At 51.9% G+C, this 25,453-nt stretch carries 26 protein-coding genes; 23 read left to right on the top strand and 3 right to left on the bottom strand.

Features of this window, described 5'->3' with window-relative positions; genetic code table 11:
* Positions 1 to 6 precede the first annotated feature (6 nt).
* Entirely contained in the window at positions 7 to 714 is a 708-nt protein-coding gene (locus ACGG90_RS07160; protein ID WP_390407690.1) for an amino acid ABC transporter permease, read from the bottom strand.
* Between the two features lie 18 nt (positions 715 to 732).
* Positions 733 to 1,533 (bottom strand): transporter substrate-binding domain-containing protein, encoded by an 801-nt coding sequence (locus ACGG90_RS07165; RefSeq protein ID WP_390407693.1) that lies wholly within the window; start codon positions 1,531 to 1,533, stop codon positions 733 to 735.
* A gap of 289 nt (positions 1,534 to 1,822) precedes the next feature.
* Between ACGG90_RS07165 and ACGG90_RS07170 the strand changes: the two genes are divergently transcribed.
* Both ACGG90_RS07170 and ACGG90_RS07175 read left to right on the top strand, forming a co-directional pair.
* The gene (locus ACGG90_RS07170; RefSeq protein WP_390407694.1) at positions 1,823 to 2,170 is read left to right on the top strand and encodes a hypothetical protein; all 348 of its coding nucleotides are present in this window, start codon (positions 1,823 to 1,825) and stop codon (positions 2,168 to 2,170) included.
* A gap of 97 nt (positions 2,171 to 2,267) precedes the next feature.
* Complete coding sequence (locus tag ACGG90_RS07175; RefSeq protein WP_390407697.1) at positions 2,268 to 2,723, top strand: universal stress protein; 456 nt, start codon at positions 2,268 to 2,270, stop codon at positions 2,721 to 2,723.
* An 89-nt stretch (positions 2,724 to 2,812) separates the two neighbouring features.
* Here ACGG90_RS07175 and ACGG90_RS07180 read toward each other — a convergent pair whose 3' ends face one another.
* On the bottom strand, positions 2,813 to 5,137 hold the full coding sequence (locus ACGG90_RS07180; protein WP_390407699.1) for an HAD-IC family P-type ATPase: 2,325 nt from the start codon (positions 5,135 to 5,137) through the stop codon (positions 2,813 to 2,815).
* 132 nt (positions 5,138 to 5,269) lie between these two features.
* Between ACGG90_RS07180 and ACGG90_RS07185 the strand changes: the two genes are divergently transcribed.
* The 21 genes from ACGG90_RS07185 (at position 5,270) to ACGG90_RS07285 (ending at position 25,451) form a co-directional block, all read left to right on the top strand.
* Complete coding sequence (locus ACGG90_RS07185) at positions 5,270 to 6,175, top strand: proline iminopeptidase-family hydrolase (RefSeq protein WP_390407702.1); 906 nt, start codon at positions 5,270 to 5,272, stop codon at positions 6,173 to 6,175.
* A 13-nt stretch (positions 6,176 to 6,188) separates the two neighbouring features.
* Positions 6,189 to 6,533, top strand: coding sequence for a hypothetical protein (locus tag ACGG90_RS07190; RefSeq protein ID WP_390407705.1), 345 nt, complete (start codon positions 6,189 to 6,191; stop codon positions 6,531 to 6,533).
* A gap of 78 nt (positions 6,534 to 6,611) precedes the next feature.
* The gene (locus ACGG90_RS07195) at positions 6,612 to 7,139 is read left to right on the top strand and encodes a GNAT family N-acetyltransferase (protein ID WP_390407708.1); all 528 of its coding nucleotides are present in this window, start codon (positions 6,612 to 6,614) and stop codon (positions 7,137 to 7,139) included.
* Complete coding sequence (locus ACGG90_RS07200) at positions 7,139 to 8,284, top strand: cation:proton antiporter (protein ID WP_390407711.1); 1,146 nt, start codon at positions 7,139 to 7,141, stop codon at positions 8,282 to 8,284. Before ACGG90_RS07195 ends, ACGG90_RS07200 begins: the two co-directional genes overlap by 1 nt.
* Before the next feature lie 133 nt (positions 8,285 to 8,417).
* Positions 8,418 to 9,080 (top strand): HAD hydrolase-like protein, encoded by a 663-nt coding sequence (locus ACGG90_RS07205; RefSeq protein WP_390407714.1) that lies wholly within the window; start codon positions 8,418 to 8,420, stop codon positions 9,078 to 9,080.
* 14 nt (positions 9,081 to 9,094) lie between these two features.
* Positions 9,095 to 9,787, top strand: coding sequence for a hypothetical protein (locus ACGG90_RS07210; protein ID WP_390407717.1), 693 nt, complete (start codon positions 9,095 to 9,097; stop codon positions 9,785 to 9,787).
* Positions 9,788 to 9,798: 11 nt separating this feature from the next.
* Positions 9,799 to 10,725: an alpha/beta hydrolase gene (locus ACGG90_RS07215; RefSeq protein ID WP_390407719.1), complete on the top strand. Its 927-nt coding sequence runs from the start codon at positions 9,799 to 9,801 to the stop codon at positions 10,723 to 10,725.
* Positions 10,726 to 10,743: 18 nt separating this feature from the next.
* Positions 10,744 to 11,568 (top strand): hypothetical protein, encoded by an 825-nt coding sequence (locus ACGG90_RS07220; protein ID WP_390407721.1) that lies wholly within the window; start codon positions 10,744 to 10,746, stop codon positions 11,566 to 11,568.
* 372 nt (positions 11,569 to 11,940) lie between these two features.
* Entirely contained in the window at positions 11,941 to 12,822 is an 882-nt protein-coding gene (locus tag ACGG90_RS07225) for a sortase domain-containing protein (RefSeq protein WP_390407724.1), read from the top strand.
* 1,093 nt (positions 12,823 to 13,915) lie between these two features.
* Positions 13,916 to 15,028 carry a vitamin B12 independent methionine synthase gene (locus ACGG90_RS07230; protein WP_390407727.1) on the top strand — a complete coding sequence of 371 codons (1,113 nt, stop codon included), beginning with the start codon at positions 13,916 to 13,918 and terminating at the stop codon, positions 15,026 to 15,028.
* A 4-nt stretch (positions 15,029 to 15,032) separates the two neighbouring features.
* The gene (locus ACGG90_RS07235) at positions 15,033 to 15,878 is read left to right on the top strand and encodes a MetQ/NlpA family ABC transporter substrate-binding protein (protein WP_390407730.1); all 846 of its coding nucleotides are present in this window, start codon (positions 15,033 to 15,035) and stop codon (positions 15,876 to 15,878) included.
* Positions 15,879 to 15,936: 58 nt separating this feature from the next.
* Complete coding sequence (locus ACGG90_RS07240) at positions 15,937 to 16,410, top strand: S-ribosylhomocysteine lyase (protein WP_390407733.1); 474 nt, start codon at positions 15,937 to 15,939, stop codon at positions 16,408 to 16,410.
* A 243-nt stretch (positions 16,411 to 16,653) separates the two neighbouring features.
* Entirely contained in the window at positions 16,654 to 17,862 is a 1,209-nt protein-coding gene (locus tag ACGG90_RS07245) for a condensation domain-containing protein (protein ID WP_390407736.1), read from the top strand.
* A gap of 106 nt (positions 17,863 to 17,968) precedes the next feature.
* Positions 17,969 to 18,337 carry a GntR family transcriptional regulator gene (locus ACGG90_RS07250; RefSeq protein WP_390407739.1) on the top strand — a complete coding sequence of 123 codons (369 nt, stop codon included), beginning with the start codon at positions 17,969 to 17,971 and terminating at the stop codon, positions 18,335 to 18,337.
* Positions 18,334 to 19,221 carry an ATP-binding cassette domain-containing protein gene (locus ACGG90_RS07255; RefSeq protein ID WP_390407742.1) on the top strand — a complete coding sequence of 296 codons (888 nt, stop codon included), beginning with the start codon at positions 18,334 to 18,336 and terminating at the stop codon, positions 19,219 to 19,221. Before ACGG90_RS07250 ends, ACGG90_RS07255 begins: the two co-directional genes overlap by 4 nt.
* A complete protein-coding gene (locus ACGG90_RS07260; RefSeq protein WP_390407745.1) occupies positions 19,208 to 20,263 on the top strand; it encodes a hypothetical protein in 1,056 nt (351 codons plus the stop codon). Before ACGG90_RS07255 ends, ACGG90_RS07260 begins: the two co-directional genes overlap by 14 nt.
* Before the next feature lie 275 nt (positions 20,264 to 20,538).
* Positions 20,539 to 21,975: an ABC transporter permease gene (locus ACGG90_RS07265; protein ID WP_390407748.1), complete on the top strand. Its 1,437-nt coding sequence runs from the start codon at positions 20,539 to 20,541 to the stop codon at positions 21,973 to 21,975.
* Between the two features lie 9 nt (positions 21,976 to 21,984).
* On the top strand, positions 21,985 to 22,659 hold the full coding sequence (locus ACGG90_RS07270) for an ABC transporter ATP-binding protein (RefSeq protein WP_390407751.1): 675 nt from the start codon (positions 21,985 to 21,987) through the stop codon (positions 22,657 to 22,659).
* A gap of 213 nt (positions 22,660 to 22,872) precedes the next feature.
* Positions 22,873 to 23,412, top strand: coding sequence for an HdeD family acid-resistance protein (locus tag ACGG90_RS07275; RefSeq protein ID WP_390407754.1), 540 nt, complete (start codon positions 22,873 to 22,875; stop codon positions 23,410 to 23,412).
* 120 nt (positions 23,413 to 23,532) lie between these two features.
* A complete protein-coding gene (gene rapZ / locus ACGG90_RS07280) occupies positions 23,533 to 24,420 on the top strand; it encodes an RNase adapter RapZ (RefSeq protein ID WP_390407757.1) in 888 nt (295 codons plus the stop codon).
* Positions 24,417 to 25,451 (top strand): gluconeogenesis factor YvcK family protein, encoded by a 1,035-nt coding sequence (locus ACGG90_RS07285; protein WP_390407760.1) that lies wholly within the window; start codon positions 24,417 to 24,419, stop codon positions 25,449 to 25,451. The genes rapZ and ACGG90_RS07285 overlap by 4 nt, the downstream gene beginning before the upstream one ends.
* The last annotated feature ends 2 nt before the right edge of the window (positions 25,452 to 25,453 follow it).

A 25,453-nucleotide genomic window follows, 5' to 3' on the forward strand; every position in this document is an offset into this window, starting at 1 on the left:
TCCTCCTTAGAATTGTTGTGAACGTTGCACATAGCGGCTGGTGACATGCTCCAAGTAGCGTTGCAAAATCGTCAGCAATGTTGACAACATCAAGTAGATGAAAGCCACCAGTGAATATGAAACCAGCGGGTTGTAGTACATCGCGGCGAATTGCTGCGACACTTGGAACATCTCGATGATGGTGATGCCGCTGGCCAAGCTGGTGTCTTTGACCAAACTGATAAACGAGTTGCTCAAAGGCGGCAAGGACACGCGCGCCGCTTGCGGCAAAATGATGCGCCACAACACCATTGAACGCTTCATCCCCAGCGCATAAGCGGCTTCCCATTGCGGACGCGGAATGCTTGAAATCGCCCCGCGAATGGTTTCGCTGGCATAAGCGCCGGTATTCAGTGAGAACGTCAAGATCCCGGCTGTCCAAGCGTTCAGTTGGATCACCGCATGCCCGTCCATCTTCAAGGCAGGCAAGCCAAAGAAAACGATGAACAACTGCACCAAAAGCGGCGTGCCGCGGAAGATCCACACATAGAACCAAGCGAGGCCCTTGGCGGCGCGCATCCCGGGATTCTTGCTTTCTGAGATGCGCACCAATGCCACGATCACGGCTAAGATCAGCCCCAAGGCAAAAGAGATCAAGGTCAATGGAATAGTGTATTTAAGCATCGCAACCATTAACTCTGGCAGCGACTTGGTGATGATCGTCCAAGTGGACATAAGGGCCTCCTGTTAGCTTTATTTCGTGACGTCGCCGCCGAAGAATTGCTTGGATAACTTAGCCGTGGTGCCGTTGGTTTTCAGCGTCTTCAAGGCTTTGTTAACCGCAGTTTTCAAGGCGGTGTCTTTCTTCTCTAAGATCCCGCGCGCAGGGGTTGGCGTGATCGCATCGCCTACTGAGATCAGCCGGATATCGGCATTGGGCTTTTGTTGCAAATAAGAATAAAACGATGCGGCATCGTTGACGGTACCATCTGCACGGCCTTGTTCGATCAAGGCGACTGATTGGGCGAAGCCGTCGACTGGCACAATGGTTGCGCCTAATTGCTTAACGTTCGCGGCGTTGTTGGAAGTGACAGATTGGGCCATCTTCTTGCCTTTGATATCGTTGATCGATTTGATCGTGGTGTTGTTTTTCTTCACTGCCAGTTGCGATTTGCCTGAAGTGTACGTCGTGGTGAAGGCGTATTTGGCGGCGCGTTCTGGCGTTTTGGCAACGTTGTTTAAGATCAAGTCGTACTTATTGACATCCAAGCCTGCGATCAGTGAATCCCACTTGGTTTCAACAAATACCGGCTTGAGGCCCATTTGCTTGGCAACTTGCTTGCCCAATTCAACTTCAAAGCCAGTCAGCTTGCCATCTTTGTGGTAACTGTAAGGCTGATAGGTTCCTTCCAAGCCAATCGTCAAAGTCCCTTTGGTGACTAACTCGCTTGATACACCTGAACTTGAATCAGGTTTGCTGGTTTTCTGGCCACAAGCAGCCAATCCTACCGCAAGGACCACACCGGCGATGGCGAGTAACGTCTTCTTTAACAAAATAATTCCTCCTTGTGAGTGACCCCGCTGAGTGCGGGTTGTTCTGCTTTGAGCTTCATGTTTGCAGCACGCTTGTTAATTATACACGACTTACTTTTTGTGTGGGGTTTTTATCATTAACTTCTCATTGAATTTACGTTAGAATCTTTTGTGAAAACTATGGTATGATTTTCAATGGACAAATTTGGCGATATATCTATCCGCCAGAATATAGAAGGGGTACACTTACCTTAACAATATCCGAGTCACAAGCCAAGGGGGCTTATGACCGTGTCAGGGGGAATTCTCAATGGAAATTGATAACAATCAGTTGGTTGCGCGGTACTACGACTTACAGGCGCAAAATACTGAAGCATTCACTGCCGTTAAGCTGTACATTCAAAGCCGGTTGAACGATTTGTACAAGGAATTGGCAACGTCTTTTGCGGATACCGTGATTTTTCAGCTGGATGATGCCATGACTGCCGCTGAAGCTGGTGGGTTAGACCTTGATCCGGCTGAAGCTGAAATCGCAGTGACCAATTATATGCTCAAAACCATCGATGGGTTGGGCTTGTGGATCCAGCCGGCTAGTGAATCTGATCCCAACACGATCGTGGCCAAGTTGAATTTCGGCAACCGCAGCCGCTACTACTAGGCTGGTTTAAGCTTTAGTGGCGCAACCGCGTCAAGATTAGTTGTGGTAGTCAACGCTTGGTGCAGTGTGTTATAACAGTATTGAAGGGGTGATTGCCATGAGTCATGATCGTATTCTGGTTGCCATAGACGGTTCCGATTCTTCTGATAGTGCCTTGCAGCGCGCCACTGCCATCGCCCAAGAGCGCGGGTGGGGTATCGATGTGCTTCACGTCATCGATACTCGCCAATATGGGGCGGGATTTGGTCAAGTCGGCGGCGTCGACGGCCGGCTGCTTTACGAAGCCGAACAGCATGCCGAACAGGACTTGGACGCGGTGTTGAAGCCGTTGTTGGCCCAAGGCATCGATGCCAAGCCGCATATTCGCTTCGGCTCGCCGCGCAGCGTGATCGCCATTGATGCAGTACGCGATTATCAAACCAGCTTGATCGTGATCGGCCGCTCCAGCAAGAAGCTGGTCAGCCGGATGTTTATTGGTTCTGTCGCCAGTTTTGTCGTGGAGAATGCGGCTTGTGACGTGTTGATCGTCGCTAACCCAGACACGGCAGATTAAAGTTAAACTACACAAATTATGACGTTAAACAGCCCTTTGCTGCGATCAATATGATTGCGACAAAGGGCTGTTTGGGTGTGGAAGGGATGTTAGCGCCAGCGGATCTTTGCCAGCACCCGCTTGCCTAAGAATTCCTGTAAGAACATATACACCACCGGACTTGAGGCGATCAGCGGCGCATATACGATGAAGCGGTCAAAGCGCCACAAGTTCGCCAGTGAAAACACCGGATTGACAATGAAAAACACCCCGAACAAGATCACCAACAAGGCGATCATCATGAACGACTTGTAGCGGTTGAACGGCCGCGTGTTCAAGAATAACACATGCAACTCGATCACTGCGATCATCAGCACCACCATTGTCGACGTCGCTGCAAAACTCCAATGAAAGAAGTACTCACCCCAAGTCAATACCAAGGTGTATGCCACAATGGCGATTGCCCCAGGTGCCGCGACGGTCATGACTTTGTGCATGAACTGGCCGGACACCCGCGAGAAGTTCGGCTCGAAGGTCAGCAAGAATGATGGAATGGCCACGGCGATGGCTGACACTGGCGTCAAATTAATCGGTGTGATCGGATAATCCAGCGGCAAGAACACGAAAATCGCCGTGAGAATGACTGAGAAAATGGTTTTGACCAGAAACATCGAAGCGACGCGCTCAATGTTGTTGATCACCCGTCGGCCTTCGTTCAAGACCCCGTTTAAGGCATCGAAATTGGAATCCAACAAGACAAAATCTGCAATGCTTGAAGCCGCTTCGGCGCCGCTGGCCATCGCAATGGCGCAATCAGACTGCCGCAGGGCTAAGACATCATTGACCCCGTCACCAGTCATGGCCACCGTATGGCCGGCGGCTTGCATGGCTTGGATCAGCGCTTTCTTCTGGGCTGGCGTGACCCGGCCGAATACAGTGTTGGCATTGGCCAGATCATGATAATCGGCAGTTGGGCCGACGGTACTCATATCGATGTAATGATCGGTACCGGCTAATCCAGCATTTTGGGCCACCCGTGCGACGGTCAGCGGATTATCACCTGAAATCACCTTCATGGTCACGCCTTGATTGGCGAAGAACTTGAAAGTCGTTTCTGCAGTCGGCCGTACTTCATCGGCGATGAAGATCAGCCCCAGCAATTGCGGGGCGATCAGTTGTGGCACCAGTGCCTGCGCTTGGGCCACGGCCAATACCCGCAAGCCGCTTTGGGCAGCTTGGCGGATCGTATGTTCAACGCTTGGTGCAAGTTGGGTGAAGATGAATTCAGGTGCGCCGATCAGCCAATGCTGTCCGTTGTTAAAGCTGGCGCCTGAATATTTGCGGGCACTGGAGAAAGGCACAGTGGCCTTGGCAGTGAGTTTGGGATCGGCATAAGCCGCCTTGATCGCCAAGGCGGTTTCATTATCGTCATTTAGCGCATAAACCACTGCGGCGGCGGCTTGGCCGATTGCGGCTTCATCAAGGTCGGCAGTGGCTTGTACGCTGGCGACTTGCAGGTGACCAGAGGTGATGGTGCCGGTTTTGTCCAAGCAAATCGTATCGACGCGAGCCAAAGATTCTAATGCCGGCAAGGCCCGCACCAGCACGCGTTTGTTGGCTAAATTGCGTGCGGATACTGCCAAGGCAACGTTAGTCAATAGCACCAAACCTTCAGGAATCATCCCGATCACCGCGGCACTCGTCGATAATACCGCGCGGTTATACACGCCGCGGCGCAGCATGGACACGGTAAACAGCGCCAAGCCCAAGGGGATCAAGACATAAGTCAAGATCTTGATGATGCGATTGATCGTCGTGAGCAGCTGGCTGGTGGTATCGGCGCCTTGTTTGGCTTCTAAAGCCAAGCTTGCCGCAAAAGTGGCTTCGCCCACTGCAGTGACTTGCATGCTGGCGCTGCCGGCGACAATGAAACTGCCAGACAGCAATTGGTCGCCTGGTTGTTTGGCGATGGGATCGGACTCCCCAGTTAGTGGCGATTCATCAACTTCGATGCCATTAGTGGCCAACAGCGTCCCATCAACTGGGATCTGAGCGCCGCGCTGCAGCAGCACCAAGTCGCCTTGTACCAGCTGCGCTTGGGGGATCTGAATAGTTTCCCCATTACGCCGAACGGTTGCCGGCGTTTCGGCAAGGATGCTCATGGCATCGATCTTGTGTTTGGCTCGGATCTCTTGGAAGGTCCCAATGGCGGTGTTGATGATGGCAACACCTAGAAACAATAGATTCTTGTAACTGCCTGTGGTGAAGATCAAGGCTCCCAGCGCGAGGTTGACGAAATTAAATAACGTCAGCGTATTTTGCGTGATGATCGCGCCGATACTTTGGGTCAGCGGTTTGAGCTGAACGTTTTGTTGGCCGGCTTGAATGGCCTGATCGACTTCTTGCGTGGTTAAACCCGGCGCGTCATGATCCATATGCTCACTTCCTTTAACTCTATTCTAACGGATAGCCGCCGCATTAGAAAAGAATTGTGCCAGAGTTAAGACAATCTTTGGCAAGCGTTGCCGCAAGTGTCATAATAGAAGCAAATGATAGGAAGTGATAGCTTGGCAAAATTTAACCCTCAAGGCAGCCGTTTCGTCACGTTAGATAACGGTTACCATATTTGGACGCAAACCAAAGGCACTGGCCCAATCAAACTTTTAACGCTGCATGGCGGCCCTGGCGGCACCAATGAAGTGTTTGAGAATTTTGGCGAACGCTTGGCGCCGTGGCATGTGCAAGCCACACGCTATGATCAGCTGGGGTCGTTTTATTCCGATCAGCCGGACTTTGCCGATCCCGCCAATCGCGAGCGGTTCTTGAATATTGATTATTACGTCAATGAAGTTGAAGAAGTGCGCAGTAAACTCGGAATTGATCATTTCTTCTTGCTGGGTCAATCTTGGGGCGGTGTGTTAGCTATCGAATATGCCTTGCGCTATCCTGAGCACTTGGCTGGGTTGGTGTTATCGAGTATGATCGACAATCTTGATGAATACTTGGCTAATATCAATGCCATTCGCGAGCAAATGTTTAATGCTGATGATTTGGCTTATATGAAAGCCGTTGAAGCACGTCATGCATTTGACGAACCGCACTATCAAGCTTTGGTGGCAGAACTTGGTGAACATTATTTGCATCACCAAGCCGATGCCCAGCCGCGCCATTTGATTTCGACAATGGCCACTGCGGTATACAATTATTTCCAAGGCGACAACGAGTTTGTGATGGTTGGCGCCTTGAAGAATTGGGATCGCAGAGGGTCGCTCAAAGACATTCACGTGCCGACGTATTTGACTTTTGGCGGCCACGAAACGATGCCGCTTGCAGCAGCCAAGCGCATGGCCAATGAATTACCTGATGCTGAGCTGCACATTACCCCTAATGCCGGTCATGGCCAGATGTTGGATAATCCAGATGATTACTTCTTGCATCTGGGCACATGGCTTGAGAAAGTTGCCAACCGTTAAAGGAGGCTGCACTATGTTCAAAGACGTGAAAGACACTGTGTTGCACGTGGTCGATACGGTTAACGCGCCGATCACGAGTTTTGACGAAATGATGCGCGAAAACCCCGATTTGTTGTTGCCGTTAGCCGTGGTGCATGCCAGTTTGTGCATCGCCGGCATCGCCGGGACGGTGGCGGTGATCCGCGGCCATCAACAAGTACGGATCGCCAAAGAACAAACCAAACAAGTGCGCATGCGCGCGTTTGCGGAATTTCAAGGGCGCCATCCGCATCCGCCATTTGGCCACGGCCATGGCGGGCATCATCATGGCGGGCATCAACATGCACCGCGGCCAATCAGTCAAATGCATGCAGACTGATCGGCTGAACGTTACTCATTGAATTCTCATCTCATTTGCGGGACAATAGGCGTAATCATCTACTTGGAGGTTACACTTATGCCCGCTATTTTTGTCCGCCCAGGCACCAGCGCTGATATTGCGCCCATCCTGGGCATCATTCAGTCTGCTCGCGAGTTTCTTGCGAGCCAACACATCAACCAATGGCAAGGGACTTATCCAGATCGGGCCGCTGTTGAAGAAGACATTGCTAATGAAACCAATCGCGTGTTGATTGTTGATGGTCAAGTGGCCGGGACTGCCAGTTTGATCAAAGGGCCGGATCCTTATTATAAACGCATCGACGGCGCAGGTTGGATCGGCGATCGCGACTATATGATGATCCACCGTTTTGCCATCGACGGGCACTATCGCGGCCAACAATTGGCGCGTTTTTTCATGACGGCGTTGACCAGTGAAGCTTATGCTTTGGGTTATCGTGATTTGCGTATCGACACCCATGCGCAAAATAAGATCATGCAGCATGTGATCTTAGGTGCCGGGTATGAATTTCGCGGGATCGTTTATCTCGACGAGCCGGTACCGGAGCGCAATGCTTATCAACTGGTGTTGGAAGCGGCTTTGTAATGGGCTATTTGGGAACTTTAGCCTTGGTGTTGATCACCACGATGTTGTTGAGTCATTTCAGCTTGCAACTGGGCGTGCCGGCGGTGATCGGTGAATTGCTGGCTGGCGTGGTGTTAGGCCCGGCGTTGTTAAATTGGGTCACGGCGACTCATTTTGTTGCAGAATTTGCTGAAATCGGCGTGATCTTGTTGATGTTCATCGCCGGGTTGGAGTCTGATCTGACGATGCTTAAGCGTTACTTTCGTCCTGGGGTGTTAGTGGCGGTGATCGGCGTGATCGTGCCGGTGCTGGTGATTTTTGGCTATAGTCGGCTGTGGGGGTTCAACTTTGTGGCGGCTAGTTTCTTAGGCATCACCTTTGCGGCAACGTCGGTATCGATTTCTGTGGAAGTGTTAAAGGAGCTGGATGCGATCGATTCGCCAAGCGGGGCGACGATTCTAGGCGCTGCAGTGGTGGATGATATCTTAACGGTGATCATCTTGAGTATTGCCGTTTCGGTGTTTGGCGAAGGCCAAGCCACGAATGCCTTGCCGCTTTGGTTGAGCTTGATTGCGCAAGTCGGGTATTTTGGCGTGATCTATTTGGTGGTCAAGTGGGCTGCGCCATATCTGATGCACTTGGCTGAGCGGCTGTTTCCCAGTTCGGCAGTGATGGTCATGTCATTGTTGTTGTGCTTGGGGATGGCGTATTTGGCCGATGCTTTGGGGATGTCTGCAGTGATCGGGGCGTTTTTTGCCGGGGTGGCAGTGGCACAAACCCCGTATCGCCACGAAGTCGATGCCAGCGTTTCGGCAATCGGGTATGGCATGTTCATCCCGGTGTTTTTCGTGTCGATTGGTTTGAATATGCGGCTGGTTGGGTTGAGTCGCGATTTGGGTTTCATCGCGATCTTGACGGTGTTGGCCTTGCTGACCAAGTGGGTCGGTTGCGGCCTCGGTGCCAAAGTAGCCGGCATGAGCAATCAAGAGGCCAACACAGTCGGTTCGGGGATGGTGTCGCGCGGGGAAATGGCTTTGATCTGTGCGCAAATCGGCTTTGATGCCCATTTGTTGCACACGGATTTCTATTCCAGTGTGATCATTGTGATCATCTTAACCACCTTGATCGCGCCGTTCATGTTAAAAGGTGCCTTGCACCGTGCTTGAGCAAAGGCCTGCTTCACCGAAGCTTGGTGGCGCAGGCCTTTCGTGTGGGCAAACGCGGATCGGCAATGGCTCAAGTACTGCAGATTTGATACAATGATAGGCAATCATACGCGACAATAAGCAAGGAGAATTTATGAAGCAGTTATTTTTTGATTTTGACGGGACCATCGCTAATTCCGAGCCAGGCATCGTCCATGGTATCAAGTACATGCTCGAGCAAATGCATCTGCCGCAACTGACGGCGGCGCAATATCGCACCTTCATTGGGCCGTCATTGACCAGCAGTTTGAAGCGGTATTTCCCACAGCTTTCAGATGCTGATTGCCAAATGGCGGTGAAGCATTACCAGAAGCTGTACAGCGAATCGGCAATTTATGAACTCAGCTTGTATCCAGGCGTGGTTGAGGCGCTGCAGCAGCTCAACTCAGCCGGCTACCGGGTGAATATCGCCACGGCCAAGCCTGAGGTGATGGTCAAGCGCATCGTGCAGCATTGCGATTTGAGCCAATATTTTGCCGGGATCTATGGCGCCACGTTAGATGAATCGATTCGCTCAACTAAAACAGCGGTGTTGGCTTATGGTTTGCACGAAGCAGGGGCCGACCCGGCGCACAGCTTGATGATCGGTGACCGCGACACCGATATGCTAGGCGGCTATCACAATCACGTGGCAACTTTAGGGGTGCTGTATGGTTTTGGCAATAAAGCCGAGCTGCTGGCTGCGCATGCCGGGGCTTTGATCGACTCGCCGCAAGAACTGCCCGAAGGTATTGCAGAAATGTTGGCAACGGCTTAATGATGGAGGCAAGCATGGACTTACAAGTGAGCTTAACTAAAACCGCGACCCGGGTGCAGCTGCCTGAGCCGTATGGATCATTGACGATCAGCAGCCAAATGCTTGCTGCACCTGAACATGGGCTGCGCTTGAACCTGACTGCTGGGCACTTAAGCGGCTTTGGTGAAGGCGCGGCGGAGACGGTGGTGGTGATTGCCGTGCCTTGGAGCAGTGAACCTGAATACGTCAAGCGCGGCTTGCAAGGCGAAACCATTCCCGCGGCGCAGCAGCCTTATCTCGACGCTTTGCGGCTGGTGTTGACCCGCTTTGGCGTGTTATTTGAAGCGCCAAAGAAGCCAAAGCCTGCCAAAGCGCGGCATCGCTTCGACAAGCAGCTGGTGGGGATGGCTTTTCACGTGGCCCGCAATGGCAGTGAAGCTACCGTGTATTGGACTGGGCGCAACGAAATGACAATCAAAGCCGGCGCCAAGCTGACCCGTGAGCTGCATTATAACAAAGACGGCTCACTGGGTTATTCAAGCAAGTACGGCGAGAAACTGCGCGCTGATCATCAAGCGGCGATCAAGGATTTTACCACGATCGAAGACGTGAAATTGCGCAGTGTCAACGAATGCGGCTTGTTCTTATATTATGGCGATACCAACGGTTGGTTAGAGTTGGTCAATGATCAAGGCCAAACATTAGATGAATTGACGCAAGTGAAATAAGGTGGCCAGAGATGAAACATAAGAAACTGATCATCAGCTTAGCCGCAGTAGCCGTGGTGCTTGGCGGGTTGTTAGGCGCAAGCATGTATTTCTATCAATACGCCTTCGTTCCCAGCCACAAAGACTTCTTAAGTACCAAAACCCCGAAGCTGCAACAACAGGCGTTGCGGTGGTTGGATGGCGCAAACAAGCAAACTTGGCATCAACAAGCTGCCGGCGCTAAGTTGAAATTGACAGCAGTATACGTGCCTGCAGCCAAGCCAACCAGACAAACTGTGGTGGTGGCGCATGGCTACATGGGCAAGAAAGAAGACATGGCAGCGCGCATCAAGATGTTTCATGACGCCGGCTTCAACGTGTTGGCACCAGATGACCGCGGTCATGGCCAATCGCAAGGCGATTACATCGGTTACGGCTGGCCGGATCGTTTGGATTATTTGAAGTGGCTGGATCTGCTGTTAAAAAAACGCGGCCAAAATCAGCAAATCGCCTTGTATGGAGAGTCAATGGGCGGCGCCACGGTGATGTATTTGTCAGGCACCAAGCTGCCTAAGCAAGTGCAAGTGATCGTTGAAGACTGTGGTTATACCAGTATCGTTGATGAATTGGCCTATCAAGCCAAAGCCATGTACCATTTGCCCAAGTGGCCGTTAGTGCCGGCGGTGGCGGCTTATGCCAGCATGAAAACCGGTTATGCTGTTTCAGCGGCTGATGCGCGCCAGTCATTGGCCAGAAACACCCGCCCAATCTTGTTCATTCACGGCACCAAAGATACTTTCGTCCCAACTTACATGGCCAAAGAAAATTATCAAGCGACCAAAGCCGAGAAACAGCTGTGGCTGGTCAAAGGTGCCGGTCACGCGCAAAGTTACTATCAACATCCGCAACTGTATCAACAACGGGTCGTTTCATGGATCCGGCAGCATTTCACAAATTGACGAAAGAAGGAGACGTCGTTGCCAAAATCTCGGGTTTCGCATGGTTGGCTGGCAGTGTTTACTTTGGTGCAAATCGTCTTGGTCACGCTGTTTGGCATCAGTTTAGGGTTGGTGCTTACACTAGGCACACCCAAGCTTGTGCGTACGCAATTGACCAGTGGACAAAGCCGGCAGGCCATTGCGCATGCGCTTAATGACACGCTTTTGGCAGCGGCGCAAGCAGGCGGCTTAACGGTGGCTTCAAACACCCAAGTGGCCACGCCGGCGCTGACAGCAAAGCTGACTGGGCAATTGGTCGACGCGGCTGCGGATTTTCACACTAATGTCTCGCTTGCTGAAACCAAAGCAGCCATCCATCAGCGGTTGCGTGCCGCGGCCGCCCCTGCGCACACCAAGCCCACTGAGGCCCAGTGGCAATTGATCGATCGGCGCGTGGATGCGGCCTTGACCAAAAGTGTCAACGATATCATGACCACAGGCGTTGGAACCGCGTATGGAATCGTGGTGTTGACGCTGCAAACCATGACCATCGTTTGCGGGATCTTAGGCGTGATCGTGATGGGGTTAATGCGTATCGCGGCCCACAGTTGGCGGCGCTTCTTGCGTGTGTTCGGTCGCGTTTGCTATGTGGTCGGCTTCCTAGGCGGAGCGGCGGCGTTAGTGGCGGCGATGCCGCAAGTGACCGCTCAGATCCGCATGGCGGCGGCACCGGCTGGGGTGGTTGGCCAATTGGTCAAAGCCTTTGCGCCAACTTGGCAGCATGTTGCCGGCGGCGTGATTGTCGTGGGACTTTTGCTGGTAGGAAGCAGTTACTTACTTTCCGATAAAACAATTTATAAATAATCTTCATAAATTCTCGATACTAAGCCGCCTGCTGTGAAAACAGCAGGCGTTATTTAATTCTGTAGAAACCGCAGTATCACAGCACTTTGCCAGATCCGATAATAGAATCTATCAATTTATGATTATTTAGCTTGCAAATTATTCGGTGCAGCGCGTATAGTAGCAAAGATGAAAGCACACAGTTTGTTGTTTCTGTTTTTCTGAAAGTGTGGAACGTGACCAAGTTATTGTGACCGTGGTCGGGTCACCGGAGTGTAAGTTGCAGGTACCGCGTGAACAAGCCGCCTGGGGGGGATTGGTGAGTTCAACAAGCGCGGGAGTGTGTACGCAAGCGGCTTTTTTTAGTGCGCTTGTGACAAGTTAGGGGACTTGATGAAAATTACAAATAAGCTCGTTGGTTTGGCAGCAGTCGTTCTTGTCGCTGCTGGTCTTGGTGTGGTCACAGTGACGGCCCAAGCTGGTACAGATACGACAGCAGACGCTGCGGCTAAGGTTTCAGTTTCGGCCAAAGCCAGCCACAAGCAAGCTGCCAACACTGCTGCTAAAACGTCGGCCAAACAGGCCACGCCAAGCAGCAAGCAAGTTGCGATCAAAGCCAGCGCCCAAAGCCAGGCTGCCGCTTCAAGCAGCAGCGCCAAGCCAGCAGCCAAGCAATCAGCTGCTAAGGCGTCAGTTGCCAGCAGCCAGGCTGTGGCTAACAACGCCAAACAAGCTGTTGCAACCAGCCAAACCCAACGCACTGCCGCTGCTAAGCCGCGTGTTGCAACGCCTGCACGCGTTGCGGTTCAAACACCGGCTGCTAAAGCCGCAGCCAAAGCAGCGAGCTTCCGCAGCAGTTATGGTGAAACTTATGTCGGGACGATTTCTGGCTTAGGGCATACCACTGATGTTGTTCAAGGTTCGATGAGCCGCACAACAGCACCTGCGCAAAGCGGTTTGGCAATGACTTGGGGCGGTGCCACGCGCTTATCCACGACCGATGGGTTGACGACTGAAATCGCCGGCCATGCCACTTCCGGCACGTTCTCATGGATCATGGGCTTAGGCGTTGGCAGCCAGGTTTCTGTTACTGACGCCAGCGGCCACAGCCGCACCTACACTGTTTATGCAACTGACAACGTTAACGACCAATCGTATTCAACCAAAACCGGCAAAGATCAATACAACGCCATTACCAGTGCCGGGCAAGGCGAAGCAGTTGTCTTACAAACCTGCATTTCCAGCAGTGTTAACCGCATCGTGTGGGCACATTAATTTTCAGCATAAGATGACGATAATGATCGGCTTGTGGGGTAACCTACAAGCCGCTTTTTGTACCAGAGCGGAGCAAAGCGGGTTTAGCGGTGGATATAAGGCGGGATGGCAGTTGGGCGTACTTTGCCCGATTGACGTCACGACTTATATCACGCCGCGTTGCTTTGCGCAGCTCGACGATAACCACAGTCGTTTAGGGCCCGGCCAGGTGTTGCTGCGGTGCGTGGTGCGGCAAGCTGGCGCAGGCGGTGCGGCCGTCTGCAACCGCGCAAAGGACGCGCGTTTTCCGACTAAATTCAGAGCCAGGCGCTCGCTTTGCTCGCCTGCCCGTCTCTGAATTTGCCGCGATCAGCACAGCAAGCCTTGCACAGCCCGCAAGTCTTGTTGTGCTGATCGTTTCACGGCCTGACCAGCTTGCCGCACCACGCACCTACGCAACACCTGGCCTGCGTTATCCGAAGCGGAGCAAGCGCATTTAGCAGTGGATATAAGGCGGATGACATTTGGGTGGTTTTGGCCCAAGCGGCGTTGTGCCTCGCAACTTGACGAAGCCCACAGCCGTTTAAAGTCCTGCCAGGGTGATGTTTCGCTAGTCGAGTCAAGCGAACGAGCGGCACGATGATCGTATTAGGCCAGGCCAGATACAGGTTTCAGCTTCAAGGGTGTTGCGGGCGAAAGGTCCGGATCTGTGCGGCCTTTGCCAGCTTTTCTCACATTATTCTCATTTAAGTATTGACTTGATGAGAATTAGCGGTTAGTATGGTGACATTGAAACAAACGGATATGGCTTAGCGGAGAAGAGTAAGCAGTAAGTTGTTGCATAGAGAACCCGGATGGTGCAAAAGGGACAACGACGAGCCGCTGAAGATGAGCTCCTAATAGCTTCGTCACAGTTCACGCTGTGGCGACGGTCGCTGCCGTTACCAAGCCGGGCATCAACAGGTGCCGTTGAGGCGAACCATGCGTTCGCAAATTAGGGTGGTAACGCGAGAAATTCGCCCCTTGTACAGTCATTGTACGAGGGGCGAATTTTTTTCTGTTCAGCCATATTCGTGATTGCTAAATTTAAAAACATTCTAAGGAGATCATCATTATGACCAAACCATATCGTGCAGACTTAGTCGGTTCCTTCCTGCGTCCGGCAGCATTAAAGCAGGCCCATCAAGAATTGTTAGCAGGCAAGTTGTCCAATGCCCGTGAAGTTCAGATCCAACAGGCCGCTGTTAAAGACTTAGTCGAAAAAGAAGTCAAAGCCGGTTTCAAAGCGGTGACTGACGGCGAATTCTCTCGCCAATACTGGCATTTGGATTTCTTGTGGGGCTTGACCAATGTGGACAAGCTCAGCAATGCCACTTATGAACGCAACTTCAAAGGCAACATCAACACCGCTGACAATGTGACGCTGACTGGCAAGATCAGTGCCAATGAACACCATCCATTCTATGACGCTTTTGAATATCTCAAGAGCGTGACACCTGCAGGAATCGATGCCAAGTTCACGATTCCAAGTCCTGCGTTGTTGTTCCGCGACCATCGTTCGGATAACTGGGCTAAGTACTACGATAAGTTTGAAGACTACAAAGCTGCTGTAGCCCAAACTTATATCGATTCGATCCAGCATTTCTACGATTTGGGCTTGCGTTATCTGCAAATCGACGACACCAACTGGGCCTTCTTGATCGATAACTTGAAGCGCAACGAAGGCAATGCCGAAGCCCAGAAGCCTTACGTTGAGTTGGCCCAAACCGCGCATGATGTGATCAAGCAGATCTTAGCCAACAAGCCGGCTGATTTGACCATCACCAGCCACATTTGCCGCGGCAACTTCCAATCCACTTTCTTGTTTGCCGGCGGTTATGAATATGTGGCCGACTACATCAAAGACTTGCCGTATGATGGCTTGTTCCTTGAATATGATAACGAACGCTCAGGCAGCTTTGAACCATTGGCCAAGCTGTGGAACGGCGACAAGAACAAGCGCATCGTGTTGGGTTTGATCACATCCAAGTTTGCTGAACTTGAAGACGCCAAAGCTGTCGAAGCACGCATTGCCGATGCTGCTAAGTACGTGCCGTTAGAGAACTTGGCGATTTCTACCCAATGTGGGTTTGCCTCTACTGAAGAAGGCAACAAGATCACTGATGCTGATCAATGGGCGAAGTTGGCCTTGGTACAACAAGTGGCTGCGGATACTTGGAAGGATTAAGCTATTGAAGAATTGGATCGCAAAAGCAATATTAGGGGTGACTTTGGTGCTGGGACTGGCGGCATGCGGCCAATCTTCCAGCAGTAAGTCTGATACCATCAATGTCGGCGCCATGGTTTCTGACGTGCAGATCTGGCAACATATTGCCAAGTCGCCAGAAGCCAAGAAAGCCGGCGTCAAGATTAAAGTCACCAGTTTTGATGATGGCGTGCAGCTGAACCAAGCCACCTTGGATGGCAGTGTGGATGTCAACGCCTTTCAGTCTTATGCTTACTTTCAAGCGTTTAATAAACAAAGCAAGAACGGCAAAGAAGTGGCTTTGGGCACGACTTATCTGGAGCCCATGGGGTTATATTCTGACAAGCACAAGAGCTTAAAGAATATCCCAGACGGCGCCACGGTGATCGTGGCCAATGACCCGGCTAACCAAACCCGCGGCTTGGAATTGCTGGCCAAAGCCGGCTTGATCACCTTGCCTAAGAACTTCGATGCATTAGGCACGATTCGCGATATTAAGTCCAATCCGCATCATTTGAAGTTCAAAGAAGCTAAAGACAACACCATCCCGCGGTTGATGAAAGACGCGGATTATGGCTTGTTAGCCAACACTGTGGCTTATGACGACGGCTTGAATGTGCTTAGCGATGCGTTGTATCATGAGAAGGTCGATCAAAGCACGCGCAAGAACGTCAATATTCTGGCTACCGCCAAGAAGAACAAAGACAACAAGCAATACAAGAAGCTAGTCGCCTTGTATCACAAGCCGGCCATTCAGAAGTGGCTGAACAAGAAATTTGGCGGCACCAAAGTGGAAGTTCAAAAGCCCATTTCGTATTTGACCAAACAATAGCGCGGGTTTTGGATTGTAAGATGGTACGTGATAACAGATTATTAGGAGGAATTGTCTCATGGCAAAAGTTGAAAGTTTTGAATTAGATCATACTAAAGTGTTGGCCCCATATGTACGCTTGATCAAGGTGGAAGAAGGGCCTAAAGGCGATAAGATCTCAAACTTCGACCTGCGTTTGGTTCAACCTAACAAGGATGCGATCCCAACAGGCGGCTTGCACACCATCGAACATTTGCTGGCATCTTTGCTGCGTGACCGCATGGACGGCGTGATCGATTGCTCACCATTCGGCTGCCGTACTGGGTTCCATTTGATCACTTGGGGCGAACACTCCACAACTGAAGTGGCCAAGGCGCTTAAAGGCAGCTTGGAAGCCATCGCCAATGATATCACTTGGGATGACGTGCCAGGCACGACCATCGAATCTTGCGGGAACTACAAGGATCACTCATTGTTCTCTGCTAAGGAATGGAGCAAGTTGATCTTGAGCCAAGGCATCTCCGACGACCCATTCGTTCGCCAGGTGATCTAACCCAAAGCGGAGCAAAGCGCACTTAGTGATGTGTGTAAGATGGGATGCCGTTTGGGCGGTTCATGCCCAAGCGGCGTCACAGCTTACACGCAATCGCGTAGCTAGCCGCACCCGCATTGCGCCACGCAGCTCGACGAACACCAAAGCGAAGCACAACTTTTTCCAGCCTGGCCCATGCGGCGAGGCTGTTTTGTTGTACAATAGTGTTAGCGTTAACATATTCGGACGAGGAGGCATTTTTCGATGCAGAGTTATGCAGGAGATCCGTTAAATATCATTCATACTGTTGGTTTAGAGACGGTGGCGCCAGTGGTGCGGGTGGAATTGACTTTTGCCCAAGCGCTGGCTAAGCCTAAATTTGAACAAGCATTGCACGCGGTGGTTGGCGTGGTGCCGGAATTAGGCTGCCGCTATGTATTGGCCACGAACAGCTATACCCCAATCGACGCGCCGCTGATCCATGACGCGGTGGCAAATCCTGATGCCGATGCGCGCAACTGGCGGTTGACTGAAGCGCCGCAATTGCGGGTGTATTGGCAATCAGATGAGCATTTGGTGATTTACATCAGCCATGTTTTCGCAGATGGCGCAGGGGCCAAGGAATTGTTGTATTTGATTGCGCAAGCTTATCGTGATGGCGCTGCGGCCTTAGCAGGGAAAACTAACAGTACTGACGCGGCTTGGTTGCAAGCACAAGTGGCCAAACACCAAATTCAAGCCGCTGGGGCAGATCATCCCGCCAAGCCGCTGTCGCTGCCGGCTTTGGCTGATGAGGCGAAGAAAACTTATCGCGTAGGGCATTTGACCTTAAGCGCCACCACAACGCAAGCTTTGATCCATGCGGCTAAGGCGTTAGGGGTGACTGTTAATGATGTGGTGATGGCAGCATTTGGCCGTTCAGTGCAGCGTTTTTCAGATACGTCGCGCATTGCATTGGCTTGCCCGACGGATATGCGGCAGTTTGCCCCAGATGATCAGCGGCGGATCGCCAATTTTACTTCGCGGTATAACTTTGATATTGATGCGCCTGATGCTGAACCGTTTGCGGCGATTGTGCAGCGCGTGCATGATGTGATGGTGAAGAATAAGCAAACCCGACAATGTTTTGATTCGATCCAAGACTTGTTGGCGCAGGTGGATACGGCGCCTTTAGCCAAGCTGCAACAAACCGTTGCTGCTAATTATCACATGCGCGACATTGCTTACACTAACTTTGGGGTCTTAAAGCAGGACCAATTAGACTTTGGCGTTGCGTTGAACCAAGTCATCATGACCGGCGGCTTCCGCACTGCGCCGGCATATCAAACCGCAGTGGCGACTTACGCGGGGCGCTTAACGTTAGCGTTTAATATGATCGGCAACGAAACGGATTATCGCTTCGGCATTGCATTGTTACATTTACAGGAATTGTTGATCGAGAATTTTGCCTTAGAGATGCGGGCAATCGATTGACTCAGCTCAGCGCCTTTGCGAATAACGAAGGCGCTTTCGCTTGCACTTTTTAGTGTACTATGTATAATAGTACACATAATACAAAGACAGTCCAAAGGAGGCCGCAATGGATGATCCGCAGTATACGCATTTAGCGTATTATCAGCGACTCGTGGTGCAAATCAAACAGCAGATCCTGCAAGGGGTATTGATGCCAGACGATAAGCTGCCATCGGTGCGGGACATGGCCAAGCAAATGCAGCTCAACCCCAACACCGTGGCCAAGGCCTATAAACAACTTGAAAGTGAGCAAGTGATTTACGTCAAGCCAGGTCAAGGCAGTTTTGTGCGCGCTGCGACACCGCCAGATGATGCCATGGTGCGAAATTTGCAGGCGCGCTTTAAAACAGTGGTGGTGTCGGCACTTTCGGCAGGGGTGACGGAAGTTGAGCTGCAGCAATGGCTGCAAGATGCGGCTAAAGGAGGAGCTTTATGAGTATCGAAGTGCAAGCGCTAACCAAGCAAATTGGCACACAACCGGTGCTTGAAGGGATCACGTTTTCCTGGCAGTTGGGTGAAATCGTGGGCTTGGTGGGGCGAAACGGGGTTGGTAAAACGACATTGATGCGAACCTTGATCGATCAATATCATCCAGATGGCGGGCGCATCGAGATCTCAGGCGCCGATGTGGCCAAGGTGCCAACGCGCAGGCAGGATATGTTCTATTTAGACACTGAAGCGCTGTTTTTCAAGCGCTGGCGTTTGCCGGCGATCGGTGCCACCATGGCGTTGGCTTATCCCCACTTTGATCAAGCGCAGTATTTGACGTTATTGGCCAAGCATGAATTAAGCAATCAGCGCTACGCCAACCTTTCTAAAGGTTACCAAGCCTTGGTGCGAGTAGCCTTGGCGATCGCCTCACAAACGCCGTATATTCTCTTGGATGAACCATTCGACGGCTTGGATGTGATCATCCGCAAACAAATCGTGGCCTTGGTGATCGATACCGTCGCTTCTGGCAAGCGCAGCGTGATGATCGCTTCACATGCTTTGGCAGAACTGGACGGATTGGCAGATCGGATCTTGATGCTTAAAGACACCCGCTTGATTGAAGACGTGACCTTAGAAGACCTGCGCCAACAAGCGGTGAAGCTGCAATTGGTTTTCTCCGACAAAACGCTGCCAGCAGTCATTAAGACTCAAGGCCGCATTCTTAGCGTGCAAGGGCGCGTGGTGACGGTGTTGTTTACCAACTACACGCCGACTTTGCAGCAGGCGATTGCCCAGGCGCATCCGGTGTTGAATGAAACGCTGCCGGTGATGTTGGAAGATCTTTTTGTCAGTGAGTTGCGAAAGGGTGGCGCGCATGGTACAGATTAAGACGTTATGGTGGCGGCGCTACCGCTGGCTTTATGCACTGGTGTTGATCCTCGCTGTGATCGTTGCCGTGGTGATGGCCAAAGGCGTGGCGGATGCTTATCACGAGAAAGTGGCGCCTCATGGTACTGCAACTTACCAAACTTATCAACGTGCCTACAAAGGCGATAAGCAACCTGACGAAAGTTATGCGCAGTATCGCCAAGATCAGGTGCAGCTTTATCATCACAGCTTTCGCAATAGCGACGGTGATCTCAACCAGCTTCACACCTACTTACCGGTGGCTTGGCAATATGGTGTCATTGTCGTTGATATAGTGGTGATCGTGGCGATGACGGTGCTTTCGGCATTGTTGATGGCATGGGACAATGTCAGCGGGTTTGAGCGGTTCATCTTTGGCTTAGGGGCTGCTCGCAAGCAATATTATCGATTGCGCAGCTTTGGGCTGCTGGCCCTGGCAGCTAGTGCTGTGCTGGTGCATTTAGGGGTGAATCTGGTGTGCTTGACGTGGTGGATCCCAAGTAAAGACATCGCGCTGAGCGGCTCGACAATGCTTTTGATGTTGTTGTACAGTATCGTGCTGGCACTGGCTGGCAGCATGATCGGACAATTAATCGGCTTGGTGGTCAATCACTGGCTGGCAGTTGGGATCGTCGCGGTTTTGGTGATCGGAGTCGGCTATGCGGCATTTAGTAATTATGTGATCTTGTTGACCGATCTCTTGCAGTGGCGGTCAAGTTACAGCCTTGATAGTCCGCTGCAAGGTTATTGGGTCGTGGTCATTGGCAGCGTGTTGTTGGCCATGGCGGCATGGCTTTGGGGCGAGCGGCTGTTTGACCAGCTTTCGTTGGAACACAGCGGCTGGCTGCGCCAACACAGCACGGTGTGGCCGAGTGTCGTGATCGTGGCGATCTTGGTGATCGGTGCAGGGATCATCTTTGATGAGCGCGGGGCTTGGTCATCAGGCAGCTTGCTGTTTCCGGCAGTCATTGGTATTGTGGCAGGCGCAGTGGCCTTGTGGCATCGGCGCATGCAGGCAGCATAATTGAGCGGCTGAGACATAAAGCGGTTTTACCCAATCACACAAGCGGCTCTGCGCCACGGTTTGCAACTTTGAATCGCGGTGCAGAGCCGTTTGCGTGACTGGGCGGTGCAAAATGTCTCGCGACTGTGTGACTGATGTCATGCTCACTTTTGCTTATTAGTTATTAGCAGAAAATTCGTCACATTTTGCCCACACAATCGCCATGATGTGCACGCGCTTTTGGCCAAGATCATTCGCTATCTTGAACTTATGTTGTACAGAAAGGGATGATTGCGATGAATTATGTCAAACGTGCGTGGCTCAACTTGATTCACAAGTGGGGACGCACGGCGTTATTAGTGTTGGTGACTTCTGCCATTATGTTATTCGTGTTAGCGGGCTTGTTGATCAAGAATGCGGCGGTGGCAGCAACCAAACAAGCCAAAGCCAATGTTGGCGCGACATTGACCTTGAGTGCGAATCGCGAAGCGGCATTCAAGAAAATGCGCCAGGCGCAAACTTCAACCAGCGGCAAACCCAGCATGCCCAAGCTCACCAGCAATCCGGTGAAGTTAAGCACTGCCAAGAAAATTGCCGCATTAAACGGGGTAACCAGTTATTCGGCGACGGTTGCCGCGTCTGCCAATGCCAAGGGCTTTGACGCCATTGAAACCAGCAGTCAAACACAAGGTTTTCGGGGCAAAATGCCTGGTACCACCAGCGGTGACATCACCGTTTCAGGCGTGTCCAGCACCGCTTTTGCCAGCAACTTTGCAAGCGGCAGTTATACGATCACTGCCGGGCGCGGCTTGAAAGCCAGCGACGCCGCCAGTCGCAATGTGGTGATCGAAACCAACTTGGCTAAAGCCAATGACTTAGCCGTTGGCGACGCAATCAAGCTCAAGGCCACTACTGGTGATAAGGCGACGTATACCTTGAAGATCGTGGGCCTCTACAAGGCCAAGTCCAGTGCCGCAACCAACATGGGCCCAGGTGCCAGTGACCCGGCGAACACGGTGTTCACCGGCACGACTTTTGCCAATACGTTGAAAGGCAGTAAGTACAAGAATACCGCTGATTCTGTGACGTTCAATGTGGCGACGCCTGCCAAAATGGCCAGCGTCAAGAAAGCAGCCAAGCAGCTGATCAATACATCCAAATATTCGATTAATTCAGACGATGCCAGTTATCAAATGGTCAAGCGCTCGATGGCATCAGTTTCCGGCTTTGCCAACAAAATCGTGTGGCTGGTGGTGATCGCCGGGACCATTATCTTAGCGTTGATCGTGATCTTGATGATCAGAGAGCGGCGTTATGAAATCGGGGTGTTGTTGGCCTTAGGTGAAAGCCGGCTCAAGATCATCGCGCAATTCTTCGTCGAGTTGTTGGTCGTCTTGGTGATCGGCGTTGGCGTTGCGGCAGCTGGCGGCAAATTAGTGGGGGATCAGCTGGCCGCGCAAATCGTCAGCTCAACGACCACGACAGCCGGCAATCAGTTAGGCAGCGGCCAACCAGGTGGTCAACCAGGCGGTCAAATGCCAAGCGGAGATCGCATGGGGCAGCGCACTGGCATGGCTGCCCAACAAACCAAGCAAACCAAGTTAAGTACGAAGGTGACGCCACAAGTCTTATTGCTGCTGGTGGCGGTCGGTTTGGTGATCATCTTGGTGGCGATTTTGGTAGGCGCCGGCGGGATCTTGCGCTTGCAGCCCAAGAAAGTATTGATCGGATAGGAGGGTAAAATGTTAACCACAGAAAAACTCACGTATTGGTACACCAGCGCCGATCAAGCGTTGTTTAAAGATGTCGATTTGGAATTTGTTGCCGGCCATTCCTATGCGATCGTCGGCCAATCCGGTTCGGGTAAGACGACGATGGTGTCGCTGTTAGCCGGTTTAGACAAACCGCGTGCCGGGCGCATTATGTTTGAAGGTGAAGACATTGCCGCGCATGGTTTGGCGGCGTATCGCCGCAAGCAAGTGGCAATCGTGTTTCAGGCGTACAATTTGTTGACGTATATGTCGGCGTTGGATAATTTGTTGGCTGCCATGGCGATCACCAATTCCGCCCACAAAGGTGACAAGGCCTATGCCCAAGCGATGCTGCGCAAATTGGGTTTAAGCGATGATGAAATGACCAAGAATGTGCAGAAGCTTTCCGGCGGTCAACAACAGCGCGTGGCCATTGCGCGCACCATGGTGTGTGACGCGCCGCTGGTGGTCGCTGATGAACCTACCGGCAACTTGGATGAAGTCAATACCGAAGCGGTGATCGAGCTGTTTCAAGCGATTGCGCATGAGCAGCATAAATGTGTCATTATCGTCACCCATGAAGCAGAGGTGGCCAACCATTGCGATGCTGTGATCCGTTTGGCCAATAAACAATTTACTTGGGAAGGCCAAAGCGCAGCAAAATAATTGCAGGCTGATATAAAATGGCATGACGCCAAGGCAGACTTTGCCCTTGGCCGCATCACAGCTCGACCTTTGAAGTTTGAAATGCTTTCAGCTACCCTCGCAGCCGCCTTGTGCGGCTGTTTTTGCTGTTGGGCGGGTTTGTGTTGCGTCATTGAAACCGGTAAAATATGGGCAAGAGCATTGCGGCGTGGGCTGCAAGAAGGGGGACGCAAAATGTTTAATCGAACCACTATGGGCTTTGACTGGGGGGAATTCATTACCGGCATCGCCTTGTTGATCGGCGCGGCGGTGATGTGGCGCAATCCTGGGGCGACGATGTTGACGCTGAGTTTTATTTTTGCCATTATCGCTATTATTCGCGGGGTGGCAACGTTGGCGGCTTTTCCTAAGCTGCATCAGCTGACCGGCGGCTTGGCTTATGTCTCAGCTTTGGCTGGGGTATTGGATCTGGTCGTTGGGGTGTTGTTCATCTTCAACTTGGAGTCGGCAGTGATCGCCGTGGCCTACTTGTTTGCAGCATGGTTCTTGATCGATAGTATTGCTAACGCCTTGAACGCAGGCCACTTGCGGCAAGCCGGGACAGGCTGGTTTGTGATCAACTTGTTCTTAGACATCGTCTCGATTTTCATCGGGTTGTTGTTCATCATGCAGCCGGTAATTTCGGCAGTCGGGATGGTTACCTTATTGTGCATGTTCTTTGCGGTATGGGGGATCAACGCGATCATCACCGCCTTTGCCCGGCGCAATATTTAAGGATACATACCATGGCACGACCATGGTCAATCGATTAACGCAAGCCGGGCGTGTCATTGACACGCCCGGTATGTTATAATTAATTATTCGCAATTGCGACCCTTGTAAGGAGGCAGCATGATGGCTGAGCAACCTTTGAACCTGGTGGTGATCACCGGGATGTCTGGCGCTGGTAAAACCGTGGCGATCCAGTCGTTTGAAGATCTAGGATATTTCTGTGTGGATAACATGCCGCCGGCTTTGTTGCCGAAGTTCGGCGAATTATTGAAAGAATCAGGCAAGATCACTAAAGTGGCGCTGGTCGTCGATTTGCGCAGCCAAGCGTTCTACGATCAAATCATCGACATGTTGGCGGATCTGGATTCAACGGCTTTCGTCTCGACGTCAATTTTGTTTCTTGACGCCACCGACGCGGAATTGGTGTCGCGTTATAAAGAAACCCGGCGCAGCCATCCCTTGGCGATGGAAGGCCGCTTGATGGACGGTATCCAGAAGGAACGCGCATTGTTGACGGAACTGAAGAACCGCGCCCAAGTCGTGATCGATACCACGAATTTAAGCCCGCGCCAATTGCGCGAGAAGTTGTTTGTGACCTATAAGTCTGCGACGCATCCGGTGTTCCATCTGGAAGTGATGAGTTTTGGGTTCAAATATGGCGTGCCGATCGATGCGGATATCGTCATGGATGTGCGCTTCTTGCCTAATCCGTATTACGTGCCGGAATATCGCGAACTCACTGGTCAAGAAAAGCCTGTGTATGACTATGTGATGAACAACCCGCAGGCGGAATCGTTCTATCAGAAGTTCTACGCCTTGCTGGCAGAAATCATGCCGCAATACCAACAAGAAGGCAAAACGGCAGTGACCATCGCTATCGGCTGCACCGGCGGCCAGCATCGCTCGGTGGCTTTTGCCGAGCGGATCGGGCATGCTTTTGAAGCCGGATATCCGGTAGATATCACCCATCGTGATATCAATAAGCGCAAAGCGACGGTGAATCGCTCATGAGTGCTAACGGAACCAAAATCATTCGCGTCATCCGCGGCAGAAGGCCGAAAGTCGTTGTCATCGGCGGCGGTACCGGCTTGCCGGTGATCGTCAAGGCCTTGCATGAACAAGATGCTGATGTGACGGCGGTGGTTACAGTCGCTGACGACGGCGGCTCTAGCGGCGTGTTGCGCAATTATATCAACGTTGTGCCGCCTGGCGATATCCGCAACGTCTTGGTGGCCTTGGCAGATATGCCAGGCGTGCAAGAAGATGTTTTTCAATACCGCTTCAATTCTAACGACAGCTTCTTTGCGGGACACGCGATCGGCAATTTGATCATTGCCGCCTTGTCTGAGATGAAAGGCGGGATCTTCCCAGCCATTCAAGTGTTGTCGAAAATGCTGCATGTCGACGGCCATGTTTACCCGGCGTCCAACACGCCGCTGACGCTGCATGCCGATTTCACCGATGGCACAAGTTTGGCCGGCGAAGCGGAGATCTCAGCTGCCGGCAAGCACATTAAGCGGGTGCATGTGGAAGAAACTGACCCGACAGACCGCCGCCAACCGCAAGCCGAACAAGAAGTGATCGATGCGATCATGGATGCTGATGTGGTGGTGTTAGGACCAGGGAGCTTGTTTACCAGTATTCTGCCGAACTTAATGATCAAGAACTTAGGCGAAGCGGTGAAGAAGACCCGCGCTGAAGTGATCTACATCGTCAACATCATGACGCAAAAAGGCGAAACGGAGCATTTTACCGACGCACAGCATGTGCAGGTGCTGCATGATCACTTGGGTTCAGCGTTTGTCGACACGGTGTTGGTCAATATCGCCCCGGTGCCGGCAGATTATCTGGACAAACAGAAATATAACGAAATTGCCAGTCCGGTGAGGTCGGATTATCAAGGCCTGCGCGCCATGGGCTGTCGCGTGATTTCGGCGGATTTCCTGTGTTTGCGTGATCATGGGGTGTTCCATGATGGCAACAAGGTGGCCGCAGAGATCTTAAACCTGGCGTTTCAAGTCGGCACAATGAAGAAGAGGTGAGG

The organism is Lacticaseibacillus jixiensis (genome assembly GCF_042847315.1).
Taxonomy (GTDB): Bacteria; Bacillota; Bacilli; order Lactobacillales; family Lactobacillaceae; genus Lacticaseibacillus; species Lacticaseibacillus jixiensis.

Bases quoted from the DNA above. Each gene is read 5' to 3' on its own strand.
- ACGG90_RS07250 (WP_390407739.1), top strand. From the start codon at position 17,969: ATGGATGATCCGCAGTATACGCATTTAGCGTATTATCAGCGACTCGTG.
- ACGG90_RS07270 (WP_390407751.1), top strand. From the start codon at position 21,985: ATGTTAACCACAGAAAAACTCACGTATTGGTACACCAGCGCCGATCAA.
- ACGG90_RS07190 (WP_390407705.1), top strand. From the start codon at position 6,189: ATGTTCAAAGACGTGAAAGACACTGTGTTGCACGTGGTCGATACGGTT.
- ACGG90_RS07160 (WP_390407690.1), bottom strand. From the start codon at position 714: ATGTCCACTTGGACGATCATCACCAAGTCGCTGCCAGAGTTAATGGTT.
- ACGG90_RS07225 (WP_390407724.1), top strand. From the start codon at position 11,941: ATGAAAATTACAAATAAGCTCGTTGGTTTGGCAGCAGTCGTTCTTGTC.
- ACGG90_RS07265 (WP_390407748.1), top strand. From the start codon at position 20,539: ATGAATTATGTCAAACGTGCGTGGCTCAACTTGATTCACAAGTGGGGA.
- ACGG90_RS07180 (WP_390407699.1), bottom strand. From the start codon at position 5,137: ATGGATCATGACGCGCCGGGTTTAACCACGCAAGAAGTCGATCAGGCC.
- ACGG90_RS07215 (WP_390407719.1), top strand. From the start codon at position 9,799: ATGAAACATAAGAAACTGATCATCAGCTTAGCCGCAGTAGCCGTGGTG.
- ACGG90_RS07205 (WP_390407714.1), top strand. From the start codon at position 8,418: ATGAAGCAGTTATTTTTTGATTTTGACGGGACCATCGCTAATTCCGAG.
- ACGG90_RS07240 (WP_390407733.1), top strand. From the start codon at position 15,937: ATGGCAAAAGTTGAAAGTTTTGAATTAGATCATACTAAAGTGTTGGCC.
- ACGG90_RS07200 (WP_390407711.1), top strand. From the start codon at position 7,139: ATGGGCTATTTGGGAACTTTAGCCTTGGTGTTGATCACCACGATGTTG.
- ACGG90_RS07175 (WP_390407697.1), top strand. From the start codon at position 2,268: ATGAGTCATGATCGTATTCTGGTTGCCATAGACGGTTCCGATTCTTCT.
- ACGG90_RS07255 (WP_390407742.1), top strand. From the start codon at position 18,334: ATGAGTATCGAAGTGCAAGCGCTAACCAAGCAAATTGGCACACAACCG.
- ACGG90_RS07285 (WP_390407760.1), top strand. From the start codon at position 24,417: ATGAGTGCTAACGGAACCAAAATCATTCGCGTCATCCGCGGCAGAAGG.
- ACGG90_RS07275 (WP_390407754.1), top strand. From the start codon at position 22,873: ATGTTTAATCGAACCACTATGGGCTTTGACTGGGGGGAATTCATTACC.
- ACGG90_RS07245 (WP_390407736.1), top strand. From the start codon at position 16,654: ATGCAGAGTTATGCAGGAGATCCGTTAAATATCATTCATACTGTTGGT.
- ACGG90_RS07260 (WP_390407745.1), top strand. From the start codon at position 19,208: ATGGTACAGATTAAGACGTTATGGTGGCGGCGCTACCGCTGGCTTTAT.
- ACGG90_RS07195 (WP_390407708.1), top strand. From the start codon at position 6,612: ATGCCCGCTATTTTTGTCCGCCCAGGCACCAGCGCTGATATTGCGCCC.
- ACGG90_RS07170 (WP_390407694.1), top strand. From the start codon at position 1,823: ATGGAAATTGATAACAATCAGTTGGTTGCGCGGTACTACGACTTACAG.
- ACGG90_RS07210 (WP_390407717.1), top strand. From the start codon at position 9,095: ATGGACTTACAAGTGAGCTTAACTAAAACCGCGACCCGGGTGCAGCTG.
- ACGG90_RS07230 (WP_390407727.1), top strand. From the start codon at position 13,916: ATGACCAAACCATATCGTGCAGACTTAGTCGGTTCCTTCCTGCGTCCG.
- rapZ (WP_390407757.1), top strand. From the start codon at position 23,533: ATGGCTGAGCAACCTTTGAACCTGGTGGTGATCACCGGGATGTCTGGC.